The sequence below is a fragment of the Streptomyces sp. NPDC088124 genome (genome assembly GCF_040685895.1).
In the GTDB taxonomy this organism is placed as follows: Bacteria; Actinomycetota; Actinomycetes; order Streptomycetales; family Streptomycetaceae; genus Streptomyces.
In genome coordinates, this window is the sequence record NZ_JBFBJB010000034.1 from 75,218 (window position 1) to 88,687 (window position 13,470).

Here is a 13,470-nt window from a genome sequence, read left to right on the forward strand (position 1 = left end):
CGAAAGGCGTACGAACAGTGAAGCACGCGCCGTTCAGTGCCGGTTCAGCGGGAGCAGCATCGTGATGTCGTCGCGGTCGTCGCCCGGGGCGACCCGGATCGCGTCCGGCACCCGGCCGACCTCCTTGTAGCCGCAGGCCGCGTAGAACGCGTCCGCGCCCGTGCCGCCCCGGCAGGTGAGCCGGATCGCCTCGATGCCGTCGACGGAGCGCGCCGCGTCGGCCGCGGCGGCCATCAGGTCGCGGCCGTACCCCCGGCCCTGGTACCGGGGGTGGACCATCACCGTGTAGAGCCAGAGCCAGTGGCGCATCAGCCGGTGGGTGTTGAGGGTGAGGAACGCCACCGCGGCGACGTCCCCCGCCTCGTCGTACCCGGCCAGCAACCGGGTGCGGCCCTCGTCCATCGACGCGAAGTGCCTGACCAGCTCGGGCCGGATGTCCTCGGTCGTCACCGGCGGGACGAACCCGACCGCGCCACCGGCGTTGGAGACGTCCGTCCACAGCGCGAGGACGCCGTCCCGCAGGGCGCGGTCCACCGCGGGATCCAGCTCGAACGCGAGCGCCATCGGAATCCCCGCCTCAGAGCCGCATCGCCTGCGGGGTCTCGCGGCGGTCCGGGTCCGGGCCCGGGTACTCGCGGATGATCTCGTACCGGGTATTGCGCTCGACGGGGCGGAAGCCGGCGTCGCGGATGAGGTCGAGCAGGTCCTCGCGGCCGAGCTTGTTGGGCGTGCCGTAGTTGTCCGCGTCGTGCGTGATCTTGTACTCGACGACCGAGCCGTCCATGTCGTCCGCGCCGTGCTGGAGCGCGAGCTGGGCGGTCTGCACGCCGTGCATCACCCAGAAGACCTTGACGTGCGGGACGTTGTCGAAGAGCAGCCGGGAGACCGCGAAGGTCTTCAGCGCCTCGGCCCCCGTCGCCATCGACGTGCGCGCCTGGAGGCGGTTGCGGATCTTGCCGTCCTTCATGTCCACGAAGTCGTGCTGGTAGCGCAGCGGGATGAAGACCTGGAAGCCGCCGGTCTCGTCCTGGAGCTCACGCAGCCGCAGCACGTGGTCCACCCGGTGCCGGGGCTCCTCGATGTGCCCGTACAGCATCGTGCACGGGGTCTTGAGCCCCTTCTCGTGCGCGAGGCGGTGGATGCGCGACCAGTCCTCCCAGTGGGTGTTGTGGTCGACGATGTGCTGCCTGACCTCCCAGTCGAAGATCTCGGCGCCGCCGCCGGTCAGCGACTCCAGGCCGGCCTCGATCAGTTCGTCGAGGATCTCGGAGGCGGAGAGCCCCGAGATCGTCTCGAAGTGGTGGATCTCGGTGGCGGTGAACGCCTTGAGGGAGACCTGCGGAAGGGCTTCCTTCAGCGCGCTGAGCGAGCGGGGGTAGTAGCGCCACGGGAGCGTCGGGTGAAGGCCGTTGACGATGTGCAGCTCGGTGAGGCTCTCGCCCTCCATCGCCTTGGCGAGGCGGACGGCCTCCTCGATGCGCATCGTGTACGCGTCCTTCTCGCCCGGCTTGCGCTGGAACGAGCAGTACGCGCACGACGCGGTGCATACGTTCGTCATGTTGAGGTGCCGGTTGACGTTGAAGTGGACCACGTCACCGTTCTTGCGGGTCCGTACCTCGTGGGCGAGTCCGCCGAGCCAGGCGAGGTCGTCCGACTCGTACAGGGCGATGCCGTCCTCGCGCGTCAGCCGCTCACCGGCCAGGACCTTGGCTTCCAGCTCGCGCTTGAGACCCACATCTTGGACAGATGCAGTCATCAGGCCGCCTCCCATACGTCTACCAATCGGGCCAGTCGAGCCTACGCCCCCGGACCGACAGAACCCGAGGCGCCCCTCGGTCAGCCCTGTTCGGCCGGCCCCCGGCCGGCCCTCGGTCAGCCCTGTTGGGCCGGTCCCCGGTCAGTCCTCGGGCAGTTCACCCACCCGGTTCTCCCACTTCGTGGAGAGGACGATGGTCGTACGGGTCCGGGAGACGCCCTTGGTGCCGCTCAGCCGCCGGATCGTCTTCTCCAGACCGTCGACGTCGCTCGCGCGGACCTTGAGCATGAACGAGTCGTCGCCCGCGATGAACCAGCAGTCCTCGATCTCCCCGAGGTCGCGCAGCCGGCGCGCCACGTCCTCGTGGTCGGCGGCGTCGGAGAGCGAGATCCCGATCAGCGCGGTGACCCCGAGGCCGAGCGAGGCGGAGGCGACCGTGGCGCGGTAGCCGGTGATGACGCCCGCCGCTTCGAGCCGGTTGATGCGGTCGGTGACGCTGGGCCCGGAGAGCCCGACGAGCCGGCCCAGTTCGGCGTAGGAGGCTCTGCCGTTCTCCCTGAGGGCCTGGATGAGCTGCCGATCCACGGCGTCCATAGGTATGAAACCTTCCATTGTTCAGCAATTCCGCAAAGTTATAGAGAGAATCTAAGGCATGAAGAGGTGAGGTCCTGCGAATTTAGCAAATGGTCCAGGAAATGATCAGCCCAGGCTCACCGCTCACGCGAGCCTCCCGGCCCCCCCGGCCCTCCCGAGCCCTCCCGAGCCCTCCGCGCCTCCCGAGCCCCCCGGGCCTCCCAGCTCCCCCTCCCAGCGGCGGTACAGCCCGTGCGCCACCCCCGCCGCGTCCAGCACCCGCCCCGCGACGAAGTCGACCAGGTCCTGGATGTGGGTCGCGCCCGCGTAGAACGCCGGGGAGGCGGGCAGCACCACGGCGCCCGCCCGGTCCAGCGCCACCAGGTGCTCCAGCGTCTGCCCGTTCAGCGGCGTCTCCCGTACGGTGACGACCAGCTTCCGGCGCTCCTTCAGCGTCACGCTCGCCGCGCGCTGGAGCAGGTCCTTCGAGAGCCCGAGCGCCACCCCGGCCACGCACGCCGTGGACGCGGGGACGATCAGCATCCCCTTCGACGCGTACGAGCCGGAGGACGGCCCGGCGGCCAGGTCCCCGGCGGCCCAGTAGCGGACATCCGAGAGGTCGGGCGCCGACCCGCCGGTGAAGGTGTCCGGCTTGCCGTCGGCGCCGCGCGCCAGCCAGGCGGCCAGGTCCTCCCGCCAGTGCGCGTCCCGGAAACCGGTGCCCGTCTCGTCGAGCAGGGTCAGCCGGGACGCCCTGCTGACGACGAGATCGACGCTCTCGCCGGCCGCCAGCAGCCCGCGCAGCACGGCGGCGGCGTACGGCGTCCCGGACGCGCCGGAGACCCCGACGACCCAGGGCCGCCTCGGCCGCTCCGTCGGGTGCGGGGTGCGGTGGTCTGCGTACGATCCGGGCTTCACGGCACCGAGCCTATCCGGCGGGCCCGGCCGGGAACCGAGGGCCGGGTCCCGGACGTTCTCCGCACAACGGAACACATGGATCACCGTGGACCTCAGGGGGGCCTGCGATGCCGTACTCGCCCGTCGACCCGACCACATCGACCCCGCGCACCCGCACCGACCGGGTGAAGGGCGCGGCCGCTCTCATGGCCGGCTGGGTCGCGCTGCTCTGGATCCTGGAGGCCTTCAACAGCGCGACGGGCTCGCTGAGTACGTACGGGCTGAGCCCGCGCGAGTTCGGCGAGCTGCGGGACATCATCCCGATGGCGTTCCTGCACCACGGCTTCGACCACCTCGCGTCCAACACCGTGCCGCTGCTGATCCTCGGCTTCCTCGCCGCGCTGAACGGGCTGCGCCGGTTCGCCGCCGTGGTGCTGACGATCATGGTCGTCGGCGGTCTCGGCGTCTGGATCACCGCCGCCGACCACTCCGTCACGGCGGGCGCCTCGGGCGTGGTCTTCGGCCTGCTCGGCTATCTGCTGGTGCGCGGCTTCGTGGACCGCAGCGCGGTGGACATGGTGACGGGGCTGCTGGTGCTGGCGGTCTACGGCTCGGCGCTCTGGGGCGTCCTGCCGACCAACCCGGCGGTGAGCTGGCAGGGCCATCTCTTCGGGCTGATAGGCGGCGTCATGGCCGCCTTCATGTTCCGCAGGAAGCCGCCCATGAACGAACTCATAGGCTGAGGCGGCCCAGAGCCGCCCCGGGGCCCGTCACAGGGTGAGGCCGCGCACCAGCAGATCCAGCAGCGCGCACACGAACAGGGCGATCCCGATGAACCCGTTCACGGAGAAGAACGCCCGGTTCAGGCGCGACAGGTCGTGCGGCTTCACGATCGTGTGCTCGTAGAGGAAGGCACCCACGACGATCACCAGCCCGGTCCAGAAGAACACCCCCGCGCCGGTGGCCAGCGCGTACCAGACCAGCAGCACCGTCGTCACCACATGGGACGCGCGCGCCCCGTACAGCGCCGCCGGGATGCCGAAGCGCGCCGGTACGGACAGCACCCCGTGCGCCCGGTCCGCCTGTACGTCCTGGCAGGCGAAGATCAGGTCGAAGCCGCCGATCCAGATCCCCACCGCCAGGCCCAGGATCACCGCCTCCCACGACCAGCTCCCGGTGACCGCGAGCCAGGCGCCGACCGGGCCCATGGCCTGGGCGACCCCGAGGATGGCGTGCGGGAAGTTGGTGAACCGCTTCCCGTACGGATAGACCACCATCGGGATCACGGCGATCGGCGCGAGCGCCAGACAGAGCGGATTGAGCGCCGCCGCCGCCCCGAGGAATATGACGACGGCGATCAGCGCGCCCGTCCACGCGGAGCGCACGGAGACGGCGCCCGTCACCAGCTCGCGCCCCGCTGTGCGCGGATTGCGCGCGTCGATCTCCCGGTCGATGATCCGGTTGCACGCCATCGCGAACGTACGGAGCCCGACCATCGCGACCGTGACCAGCAGCAGCCGGCCCCAGTGGACGTTCCCGTCGAGCTGGAACATCGCGGTCAGCGCGGCGATGTAGGCGAAGGGCAGTGCGAAGACCGAGTGCTCGATCATCACCAGCCGCAGGAACGCCTTCGTCCGGCCCGGCTGCGGTACTGCCGCCGCTGCGCTGGTCACAGCCCGTACTCCCTCCACCGGCGGTCGACTTTCGCCGCCGTCTCCGGGTCGGACTCGACCATCTCCGGCCAGCCGCCGTCCCGGGTGTACCCCTCCTCGGGGAGCTTGCGCGTCGCGTCGATCCCCGCCTTGCCGCCCCAGAACTGCTGGTACGACGCGTGGTCGAGATGGTCGACCGGGCCCTCCACGACGGTGAGGTCGCGCGCGTAGTCGGTGTTGCCCAGCGCCCGCCAGGACACCTCGTGCAGATCGTGCACATCGCAGTCCGCGTCGACGACCACGATCAGCTTGGTCAGCGACATCATGTGCGCGCCCCAGATCGCGTGCATCACCTTCTGGGCGTGCTTGGGGTACTTCTTGTCGATCGAAACGATCGCACAGTTGTGGAACCCTCCCGATTCGGGCAGGTGGTAGTCCACGATGTCCGGCACGATGATCTTCAACAGCGGCAGGAAGAACCGTTCCGTCGCGCGCCCCAGCGGCCCGTCCTCCGTCGGCGGCCGGCCGACCACGATCGACTGCAGCAGCGGCCGCTCCCGCATCGTCACACAGTCGATGGTGAGCGCGGGGAACTCCTCCTGCGGGGTGTAGAAGCCGGTGTGGTCCCCGAACGGGCCCTCCGGCAGCGTCTTCCCGGGCTCCAGCCATCCCTCCAGGACCACCTCGGCGTTGGCCGGGACCTGGAGCGGCACGGTCTTGCAGTCGACCATCTCGATCCGCTGCCCCTGCACGAACCCCGCGAACAGGTACTCGTCGATGTCGCCGGGCAGCGGCGCGGTCGAGGCGTACGTCACGGCCGGCGGGCAGCCGAACGCGATCGCGACCGGCAGCCGCTCCCCGCGCTTGGCCGCCACCTGGTAGTGGTTCCGGCTGTCCTTGTGGATCTGCCAGTGCATCCCGATGGTGCGCCGGTCATGGCGCTGGAGCCGGTAGAGCCCGAGATTGCGGACACCGGTCTCCGGGTGTTTGGTGTGCGTCAACCCGAGGTTGAAGAAGGCTCCGCCGTCCTGGGGCCAGGTGAACAGCGCGGGCAACTGGTCGAGATCGACGTCGTCACCCGTGAGGACGACATCCTGGACGGGCGCGTGCTTGATCTTCTTCGGCGGGACATGGGTCATCGCGCCGAGCTTCCCGAACGCCTCGCGCACCCCGACGAAGCCCTGCGGCAGTTCGGGCTTGAGCAGCCCGCCGATCTTGTCGCTGATGTCGCTGTACGAGGTGAGCCCGAGCGCCTTGAGCAGGCGGCGGTCCGTCCCGTACACGTTCATCGCCAGCGGCATGGACGAGCCGCGCACGTTCTCGAAGAGCAGCGCGGGCCCGCCGGCCTTGTTCACCCGGTCCACGATCTCCCCGACTTCCAGATGCGGGTCGACTTCGGTCTTGACGCGCTTGAGGTCGCCGTCGCGCTCCAGCGCCCGGAGGAGCGAGCGAAGATCGTCGTAAGCCATACGCTCCAGTATCTGCTACTCGGTACGCTGGACTTGTCACGGGGGCCGCGATCCGGTCTCGAACTCCACTTACCAGGGGGAGCTCCATGCTTCGGGGGCTGATGATTCTGGTGCCGCTGGCTCTCAGCATCTACGCGTTCATCGACTGCATCACCACCGAGGAGAAGGAGATCCGGTATCTCCCGAAGCCCATCTGGGCGATCCTGGTGCTGCTCTTCCCTCTGGTCGGGTCGGTGTCCTGGCTGATCGTGGGGCGCGAGCGGACGCCGAAGGCGCGGGGCGGCGGCTGGGTGGCGCCGGACGACAACCCGGACTTCCTGAACTCCCTCAAGGACAAGAAGCCCTCCGCCGACGACGAGGGCGCGGGCGCCGGCGACGGCGACGCCGCCCAGGGCAGGGCCGCCAAGGCGCCCGAGGACGACGGGTCCGCGCATCTTGAGCGGTGGGAGGCGGAGCTGCGCCGCCGCGAGAAGGAGATCGAGCGGCGCGAAAAGGGCGGCGGCAGCGCCGACGACACCCCGCCGAAGTCCTGATGGGCGCCCGGGGACCGGGCACCGCGCGGGCGCGGGAGTGGCTGGCGACCGCCGTCGCCGAGGCACGCGCCGGGCTGGCCGAGGGCGGCATCCCGATCGGCGCGGCGCTGTACGGCGCGGACGGGACCCTGCTCGGCCGGGGCCACAACCGCCGCGTACAGGACGGCGATCCGTCGCTGCACGCCGAGACGGCCGCGTTCCGCGCGGCGGGACGGCAGCGCTCGTACCGGGGCACGACGATGGTGACGACGCTCTCGCCGTGCTGGTACTGCAGTGGCCTGGTACGGCAGTTCGGGATCTCGCGCGTGGTGATCGGCGAGGCGGAGACCTTCCACGGCGGCCATGACTGGCTCGCGGAGCACGGCGTGGAGATCGTGCTGCTCGACGCGGCGGAGTGCGTGGCGCTGATGAGGGAGTTCATCGCGCGGAGCCCGGAGCTGTGGCACGAGGACATCGGCGACACCGGCGAGGCCTGAGCCCGCCGTACAAGGACTGAGACCGCCCGTACGAAGGCTGAGCCGCCGTACGAGCGCTGAGACCGCCGTACGGGGGCTGAGGCCGCCGTACGACAGGGAGGCGCCCCGCGCGGAAGTGATCCGCGCGGGGCGCCTCCCTGTGCCGGTTTCCGCGCGTCAGACGCCCGCGTACGAGTGCTTCCCGTTGACGAAGATGTTGACGCCGTAGTAGTTGAACAGCCAGCAGCCGAAGGCGATCAGCGCCAGGTAGGCGGCCTTGCGGCCCTTCCAGCCGGCCGTCGCGCGCGCGTGCAGATACGCGGCGAAGGCGACCCAGGTGATGAAGGACCAGACCTCCTTGGGGTCCCAGCCCCAGTAGCGGCCCCACGCGTCGCCCGCCCAGATCGCGCCCGCGATGATCGTGAAGGTCCAGAGCGGGAACACGGCGGCGTTCACGCGGTACGCGAACTTGTCGAGCGTCGGCGAGGCGGGCAGCCGCTCCATCACGGAGGTGGCGACGGCGCCCGGCTTCACCCCGGCGGCCAGCTTGGACTCGTACCGCTCCCGGAAGAGGTAGAGCAGCGTGGCGACCGCGCCGACGTAGAAGGCCGCGCCGCAGAAGATCGCGGTGGAGACGTGGATCCACAGCCAGTACGAGTGCAGGGCCGGCACCAGCTGGTCGCTGGCGGTGTAGAGGACGGTGACCGCGAGGCCGAGGTCGAGCAGGACCGTGGTGATCAGCGGGAGGCCGAGCCAGCGGACGTTCTTCTTCAGCAGGAGGAGGCCGAGGTACACCCCGACGACGACCGTGGTGAAGGTGATGTTGAACTCGTACATGTTGCCCCACGGCGCCCGCTGTACGGACAGCGCGCGGGTGACCACACCCGCCGCCTCGATCGCCCAGGCGAGGACGGTGAGAGAGACGGCGATCCGGCCGTACAGGTCGCCCTGTACGTCACCGCCCGCCGCGCCGGGGCCGTCCGGGAGGTCGCGGGCCCCGGTGGCGGAACGGGTGATGATCTTCGGCCGCTCCAGGACGGCGGTGGCCCCGCCGCGCTGCTCGGCCTTGATCCGGGCGCCGTTCGCCGCGCCGCCCTTGGCGTCACCGGTCAGTGCGGCTGCCGTACGGGCGACCTTGCTGCGGCTGCCGAACAGCCACTCGGCGATATGGGCGAAGAACGCCAGCATGTAGACGGCCATCGCCGAATAGATCAGGACGTTGCTGGTCTGCGCCAGGCTTTCGTTGGTTGCTGCGGCGGCGAGAGTCACTTCTCGGCCCCTTCGGCTTCGTCGGTCTCACGTGCGGCTGCAGGCGCGCTGGGCGCCTCTGAATGGAGGGTGTGGGCCAGGACGGCCAGTTCCTCGGGGAGCTTGGCGGACTCGCTGCGGCCGAGGCCCGCCATCTCGACAACGGTGACGCCGTCGGCGCCCCGCACAGCCCGGACCCAGACCCGGCGCCGCTGGATGAAGAGCGATCCGGCCAGCCCCGCGATGGCCCCGACCGCCCCGGCGAGCGCCCAGGCGTCACCGGGCTGGTGCGAGATCTGGAACGTCGCCCACTCCTTGACGTCCTTCTCGAAGGTGATCGATCCGGCGCCGTCCGGCAGGGTGAGCTTGTCGCCCGGCAGCAGGGTCTTCTTCAGCACGTCGCCCTTGGCGTCCTTGAACGCCTTCATCTTGCGGGTGTCGAGCTGGTACACGTTCTGCGGCATTCCGGCGTCGACACCGAGACTGCCGTGGTACGCGCCCACGTTGAGCACCGGGAAGTCGAGCGCGGGGAACCGCGAGAACATCTTGTTCGCGCCGCCCTCCCCGCCGCCGTAGGTGGGCACGAAGAACGCGGCGAAGCCGAGCTGTTCCTTCTTGCCGTTCTTGTCCCGGTAGCCGTCCATCACCTTGATGGCGCCCGTGGACGAGACATTGCTGTCGATCGGCAGCAGCGGCACCGCGCCGTTGAAGACCACCTCGCCACGGCCGTCCCTGACGGTGACGACGGGCGCGTACCCGTGACCGATCAGATAGACCTTGGAGCCGTCCACCTCAAGCGGCTTGTTGACCTTGATGACCGACTTGCGTTCCTCGCCCTCCGCGCCGTCGGTGTAGTGGATGTTCGCCTGGTACGTGCGGGGCGTGCCGAGTTGGGGGCCGTTGCGCTCGTACGTACCGACGAACTTGTCGAGCCGGAAGCTGAAGGGCGCGAGGTCGTTGGTGTCGAAGAGGGAGCCGGACCTGAAGTCGTCGTACTGGGTGAGGGTGTTGGCGAAGCCGTCGCCCTCGACGACGAGCTTGCCGCCCTCGGACTTGTAGAGCTGGCCGGCGGCGAAGGCGAGGAGCATCACGATCAGCGAGATATGGAAGACCAGGTTCCCGGCCTCGCGGAGGTACCCCTTCTCGGCGGCGACGGCGTCACCGACGGTGTGGGCGCGGAAGCGGCGCTTCTTCAGGATCGCGAGCGCGGCGGTACGGGCGTCCTCGGGCTCGGCGGTGGTGCGCCACGTGGTGTACGCGGGCAGCCGGGTGAGCCGCTTGGGGGCGCCCGGCGGTCGGCCCCGCAACTGGCCGACGAACTGCCAGGTGCGCGGGACGATGCAGCCGATGAGCGAGATGAACAGCAGGATGTAGATCGCGGAGAACCACACCGAGCTGTAGACGTCGAAGAGCTGGAGCTTGTCGTAGATCGGCGTGAGCGTCTCGTGGCGGTCCTTGAAGTCCTGGACCTTGAGCTCGTCGACGCTGGTCTGCGGGATCAGGGAGCCGGGGATGGCGCCGAGGGAGAGCAGGAAGAGGAGGATCAGCGCGACGCGCATGGAGGTGAGCTGCCGCCAGAACCAGCGGGCCCAGCCGATGATCCCGAGGGTGGGGCCGCCGACGACGCTCTCGTAACGCTCCTCGCGGGGGGCGGTGGAGAGCTGGGAGCCGGCGGCGCCGAGTTCGCGGGCGTCGGCGGGGGCGGCGCTGTCGCCTCCGGCCTCCGGGTCCGCCTTCGGGTCCGTTTCCGCGGCCGTGTCCGGGTCCGTGCTTGTGGCGGGGTCCACACCGGTGCCCTTGCCCGTTCCCTCGTCCGCCGCTGTGCCCTTTTTGTCCGTGTCGCTCATGGATTTCCCGCTCGTGGACGCCTTGCTCATGGAACTAGATCCCCACCGTGAAGCCGTTGGACCAGGTCTGTGTCGCCTGCACGATGCTGTCCCACGCACCGGTCACCAGCAGCAGACCGGTCGCGATCATCATGCCGCCGCCGATCCGCATCACCCAGGTGTAATGGCGCTTGATCCAGGCGAACGCGCCGAGCGCCTTGCGGAAGGCCACCGCGCCGAGCACGAACGGCACACCGAGCCCCAGGCAGTACGCGACGGTCAGTATGGCCCCGCGGCCGGCGCTCGCCTGGTCGAACGCCAGCGCGTTGACGGAGGAGAACGTCGGACCGAGGCAGGGCGTCCAGCCGATCCCGAAGAGCGCGCCGAGCAGCGGGGCGCCCGCGAGGCCGGTCACCGGACGCCGGTGGAAGCGGAATTCGCGCTGGGTGATCCAGGGCATCATGCCCATGAAGAACACACCCATGATGATCATGAGCACGCCGAGGATCTGGGAGAGGGGTCCGCGGTACTCCTGGAGCGTGCTGCCGAAGTAGCCGAAGAGCGCCCCGCCCGAGACGAAGACCGCGGTGAAACCGACGACGAAGAGGGAGGCGCCGGCGAGCATCCGCCCGCGCCGGGCGTCCGCCAGGTCGGTGCCGCTGACGCCGGTGACGTACGAGAGATAGCCGGGCACGAGCGGCAGCACACACGGGGAGAAGAACGAGACCAGCCCGGCCAGCAGCGCGATCGGCAGCGCGATCAGCAGCGCCCCGCTGGTGACCGTGTCGTTCCCGCCCGTCGCCTCCGCGAGGAACTGGACCTGGGCGAGGCGGTCGCCCTGGAGCTGAAACTGCACGGGATCACTTCTCCGCGATCAGCGGGTCGATCATCTTCCGCAGCTTCTCCTCGTTGAGCGCCATCAGCGAGCGCGCCGCGATCTTCCCCTCGCGGTCGAGCACGATCGTGGAGGGGATCGACTGCGGGTTCAGGCTGCCCTTGGGGAAGCCGCTGACGATGAGCTTGCCCGCCGGGTCGTACAGGCTCGGATAGCCGATGCCGTAGTCCTTCTCGAAGGCGAGCGCGGGGCCCTTGTTGGCATCCCGGGTGTTGATCCCGACGAAGGCCACGCCCTTCGACTCGGTCTCCTTGGCCACCTTCGCGAAGTGCGGGGCCTCGGCGCGGCAGGGCGGGCACCAGGAGCCCCAGACGTTCATCACGACGATCTTGCCCTTGAGATCGGCGATGTCGAGCTTCTCGCCTTCGAGGGTCTCGCCCTCGATCTTGTTGACGGGCCGGCGGTCCGCCGCCGCGACGGTGGAGATGCCGCCGGTGTTCGTCACGAAGTTGGTGTCACCGCCGCCGCCGGACTTGCCGCCGCTGCCGCAGGCCGAGAGCGTCATCGCCGATACGGCGACGACGAGGGGCAGGATGGCGCGGAGGCGACGGTCCGGACGGCGTCGTGGGGCGCGGCCTGAGTTCATGTGAAAAGTTTCGCATGGGCGATTCGGGGATCTTGGGCACCCCCCTGAGTGCCCGTAAAAGCCCGATGTAAAGACTTCTCCGGACGTTTCGGCGGTGCCCGAAATCCCGGTGGATCAGCCGTCGGTTCCGGCTCCGCCGACGCTGTCCCCGCCGGTGGCGGATCCGGCGGTGGCCGTCTTCATATAGGCGTTCCAGCCGCCGGTGGGCGCCTGTCCGACACCGAGGCCGCGGAGCCTGTCGAGGACGGCCGGGTCCTGGACATCGAGCCAGTCGGTGAACTGCCGGAAGGACACCAGCCGTACGTCCTTCCTGCCCGCCATTCCCTTCAGCGCCTCCTCCACGGCGTCCATGTAGATACCGCCGTTCCACTGCTCGAAGTGGTTCCCGATGAAGAACGGCGCGCGATTCGTCTCATACGCGCGGTTGAATCCGGCGAGATAGGCACCGGTGGCCTGCTTGCGCCATTCCGGATAGCGCGAGGGCATTCCGTTGGTCGAGTTCTTCGACTGGTTGGCGAGAATGTTGTAGTCCATGGAGAGCACTTCGAAGGAATGCCCGGGGAACGGCACGGCCTGCAGCGGGAAATTCCATATCCCCTGGAGCTTGTCCGGCCAGACCTGGGTACCGCCGGGGGAGCTCGCGTCGTACCTCCAGCCCAGCTTCTTGGCCGTCGGCAGCAGGTTCTCCTGGCCGAGCAGGCACGGCGTACGGGCGCCGATCAGTTCCTTGCGGTAGTCGAAGGGCAGCGGGTCGAGGTCGGTCCAGCCGGTGTTCGTACGCCATTCCGTGACGAAGGAGACGGCCTGGTCTATCTCGTTGCGCCACTGCTCGGAGGTCCAGTTCCCGACGGTGCCGGAGCCGCCGCAGAAGTGGCCGTTGAAGTGCGTGCCGATCTCATGGCCGTCCAGCCACGCCTGACGGATGTTCTTGATGGTGTCCTTGACGTGGGGGTCGGTGAGATAACCGATGTCGGAGGCGCCGACGGGGTTGTTCGGCGGGCGGTAGAGGGTCTTCTTCGACTCGGGCAGCATGTAGAGCCCCGAGAGGAAGAAGGTCATCGCGGCGCCGTGGTCCTTGGCGAGTTCGAGGAAGCGGGGGAAGAGGCCGTTGCCGACCTCGCCCGCCCCGTCCCAGGAGAAGACCACGAACTGCGGCGGAGTCTCGCCGGGCTCCAGCGAGACCGGCGCCTTCGGCTGGTGGGGCTGCTTCCCGGTGTCGGAGGTGGAACCGTCCCCGATGCGCCGGCCTTCCTTGGCCCCGGAGCCCCCGTCCGGCTTTCCGCTTCCGCCGTCGGACTTGTCCGTACCACTCCCGCTGGACGCGGTCTGGCCGGTGGAGCAGCCCGCGATACCCATCGCCGCCGCGGCTCCCACTCCAGCTCCCAGCAGACTCCTCCGACTGATGTGGCGCATTACAGATCCCATCCGCGCTCGTTCGTCCGTAAGTACGCCGCTCATACAAGTCTTACAAGCGGCAACTCGTAGGAGCTGCTACCGAACGCGGAGGTTCCTCAACACGTCACATCTTTACGCACGTAACAGCGACTGTGACAGAAACAGTCGCCTCAGGCGGGCGGTCG

General features: G+C 69.3%; 14 protein-coding genes. 3 read left to right on the forward strand and 11 right to left on the reverse strand.

The annotated features are described in order from the left end of the window. Nucleotides 1–33: 33 nt before the first annotated feature. From AB0P17_RS26555 to AB0P17_RS26570, 4 genes are all read right to left on the reverse strand, one after another. Nucleotides 34–564: a GNAT family N-acetyltransferase gene (locus AB0P17_RS26555; RefSeq protein ID WP_365814433.1), complete on the reverse strand. Its 531-nt coding sequence runs from the start codon at nucleotides 562–564 to the stop codon at nucleotides 34–36. A gap of 13 nt (nucleotides 565–577) precedes the next feature. Continuing rightward, nucleotides 578–1,771: an aminofutalosine synthase MqnE gene (mqnE, locus tag AB0P17_RS26560; RefSeq protein ID WP_365814434.1), complete on the reverse strand. Its 1,194-nt coding sequence runs from the start codon at nucleotides 1,769–1,771 to the stop codon at nucleotides 578–580. 126 nt (nucleotides 1,772–1,897) lie between these two features. Then, entirely contained in the window at nucleotides 1,898–2,350 is a 453-nt protein-coding gene (locus tag AB0P17_RS26565) for an Lrp/AsnC family transcriptional regulator (RefSeq protein WP_365814435.1), read from the reverse strand. A 123-nt stretch (nucleotides 2,351–2,473) separates the two neighbouring features. Further along, nucleotides 2,474–3,247: a UbiX family flavin prenyltransferase gene (locus tag AB0P17_RS26570; RefSeq protein WP_365814436.1), complete on the reverse strand. Its 774-nt coding sequence runs from the start codon at nucleotides 3,245–3,247 to the stop codon at nucleotides 2,474–2,476. A 185-nt stretch (nucleotides 3,248–3,432) separates the two neighbouring features. Here AB0P17_RS26570 and AB0P17_RS26575 point away from each other — a divergent pair, with 185 nt between their 5' ends. Beyond that, nucleotides 3,433–3,969, forward strand: coding sequence for a rhomboid family intramembrane serine protease (locus AB0P17_RS26575; protein WP_365814466.1), 537 nt, complete (start codon nucleotides 3,433–3,435; stop codon nucleotides 3,967–3,969). A gap of 27 nt (nucleotides 3,970–3,996) precedes the next feature. Here AB0P17_RS26575 and mqnP read toward each other — a convergent pair whose 3' ends face one another. Further along, nucleotides 3,997–4,899 carry a menaquinone biosynthesis prenyltransferase MqnP gene (mqnP, locus tag AB0P17_RS26580; RefSeq protein ID WP_365814437.1) on the reverse strand — a complete coding sequence of 301 codons (903 nt, stop codon included), beginning with the start codon at nucleotides 4,897–4,899 and terminating at the stop codon, nucleotides 3,997–3,999. Then, nucleotides 4,896–6,347, reverse strand: a complete 1,452-nt coding sequence (locus AB0P17_RS26585; protein WP_365814438.1) for a menaquinone biosynthesis decarboxylase — start codon at nucleotides 6,345–6,347, stop codon at nucleotides 4,896–4,898. Before AB0P17_RS26585 ends, mqnP begins: the two co-directional genes overlap by 4 nt. Nucleotides 6,348–6,433: 86 nt before the next feature. On the opposite strand from AB0P17_RS26585, the gene AB0P17_RS26590 reads away from it, so the two are divergent. Then, nucleotides 6,434–6,880, forward strand: a complete 447-nt coding sequence (locus AB0P17_RS26590) for a PLD nuclease N-terminal domain-containing protein (protein ID WP_365814439.1) — start codon at nucleotides 6,434–6,436, stop codon at nucleotides 6,878–6,880. Beyond that, a complete protein-coding gene (locus tag AB0P17_RS26595; RefSeq protein WP_365814440.1) occupies nucleotides 6,880–7,356 on the forward strand; it encodes a nucleoside deaminase in 477 nt (158 codons plus the stop codon). Before AB0P17_RS26590 ends, AB0P17_RS26595 begins: the two co-directional genes overlap by 1 nt. Before the next feature lie 156 nt (nucleotides 7,357–7,512). On the opposite strand, the gene ccsB is transcribed toward AB0P17_RS26595, so the two are convergent. The 5 genes from ccsB to AB0P17_RS26620 form a co-directional block, all read right to left on the reverse strand. Beyond that, nucleotides 7,513–8,535, reverse strand: coding sequence for a c-type cytochrome biogenesis protein CcsB (gene ccsB, locus AB0P17_RS26600; protein WP_365814467.1), 1,023 nt, complete (start codon nucleotides 8,533–8,535; stop codon nucleotides 7,513–7,515). A gap of 65 nt (nucleotides 8,536–8,600) precedes the next feature. Next, a complete protein-coding gene (locus AB0P17_RS26605; protein WP_365814441.1) occupies nucleotides 8,601–10,430 on the reverse strand; it encodes a cytochrome c biogenesis protein ResB in 1,830 nt (609 codons plus the stop codon). Between the two features lie 34 nt (nucleotides 10,431–10,464). Further along, on the reverse strand, nucleotides 10,465–11,175 hold the full coding sequence (locus AB0P17_RS26610) for a cytochrome c biogenesis protein CcdA (protein WP_365814468.1): 711 nt from the start codon (nucleotides 11,173–11,175) through the stop codon (nucleotides 10,465–10,467). 94 nt (nucleotides 11,176–11,269) lie between these two features. Beyond that, entirely contained in the window at nucleotides 11,270–11,890 is a 621-nt protein-coding gene (locus AB0P17_RS26615) for a TlpA disulfide reductase family protein (RefSeq protein WP_365814442.1), read from the reverse strand. Between the two features lie 114 nt (nucleotides 11,891–12,004). Continuing rightward, nucleotides 12,005–13,303, reverse strand: coding sequence for a hypothetical protein (locus AB0P17_RS26620; protein ID WP_365814443.1), 1,299 nt, complete (start codon nucleotides 13,301–13,303; stop codon nucleotides 12,005–12,007). Nucleotides 13,304–13,470 lie beyond the last annotated feature (167 nt).

What these genes read in the sequence shown, in the direction of transcription:
- AB0P17_RS26615 (WP_365814442.1), bottom strand. Translation starts at nt 11,890, where the DNA reads ATGAACTCAGGCCGCGCCCCACGACGCCGTCCGGACCGTCGCCTCCGC.
- AB0P17_RS26575 (WP_365814466.1), top strand. Translation starts at nt 3,433, where the DNA reads ATGGCCGGCTGGGTCGCGCTGCTCTGGATCCTGGAGGCCTTCAACAGC.
- mqnE (WP_365814434.1), bottom strand. Translation starts at nt 1,771, where the DNA reads ATGGGAGGCGGCCTGATGACTGCATCTGTCCAAGATGTGGGTCTCAAG.
- AB0P17_RS26585 (WP_365814438.1), bottom strand. Translation starts at nt 6,347, where the DNA reads ATGGCTTACGACGATCTTCGCTCGCTCCTCCGGGCGCTGGAGCGCGAC.
- ccsB (WP_365814467.1), bottom strand. Translation starts at nt 8,535, where the DNA reads ATGGCCGTCTACATGCTGGCGTTCTTCGCCCATATCGCCGAGTGGCTG.
- AB0P17_RS26605 (WP_365814441.1), bottom strand. Translation starts at nt 10,430, where the DNA reads ATGAGCGACACGGACAAAAAGGGCACAGCGGCGGACGAGGGAACGGGC.
- AB0P17_RS26565 (WP_365814435.1), bottom strand. Translation starts at nt 2,350, where the DNA reads ATGGACGCCGTGGATCGGCAGCTCATCCAGGCCCTCAGGGAGAACGGC.
- AB0P17_RS26620 (WP_365814443.1), bottom strand. Translation starts at nt 13,303, where the DNA reads ATGCGCCACATCAGTCGGAGGAGTCTGCTGGGAGCTGGAGTGGGAGCC.
- AB0P17_RS26555 (WP_365814433.1), bottom strand. Translation starts at nt 564, where the DNA reads ATGGCGCTCGCGTTCGAGCTGGATCCCGCGGTGGACCGCGCCCTGCGG.
- AB0P17_RS26595 (WP_365814440.1), top strand. Translation starts at nt 6,880, where the DNA reads ATGGGCGCCCGGGGACCGGGCACCGCGCGGGCGCGGGAGTGGCTGGCG.
- AB0P17_RS26590 (WP_365814439.1), top strand. Translation starts at nt 6,434, where the DNA reads ATGCTTCGGGGGCTGATGATTCTGGTGCCGCTGGCTCTCAGCATCTAC.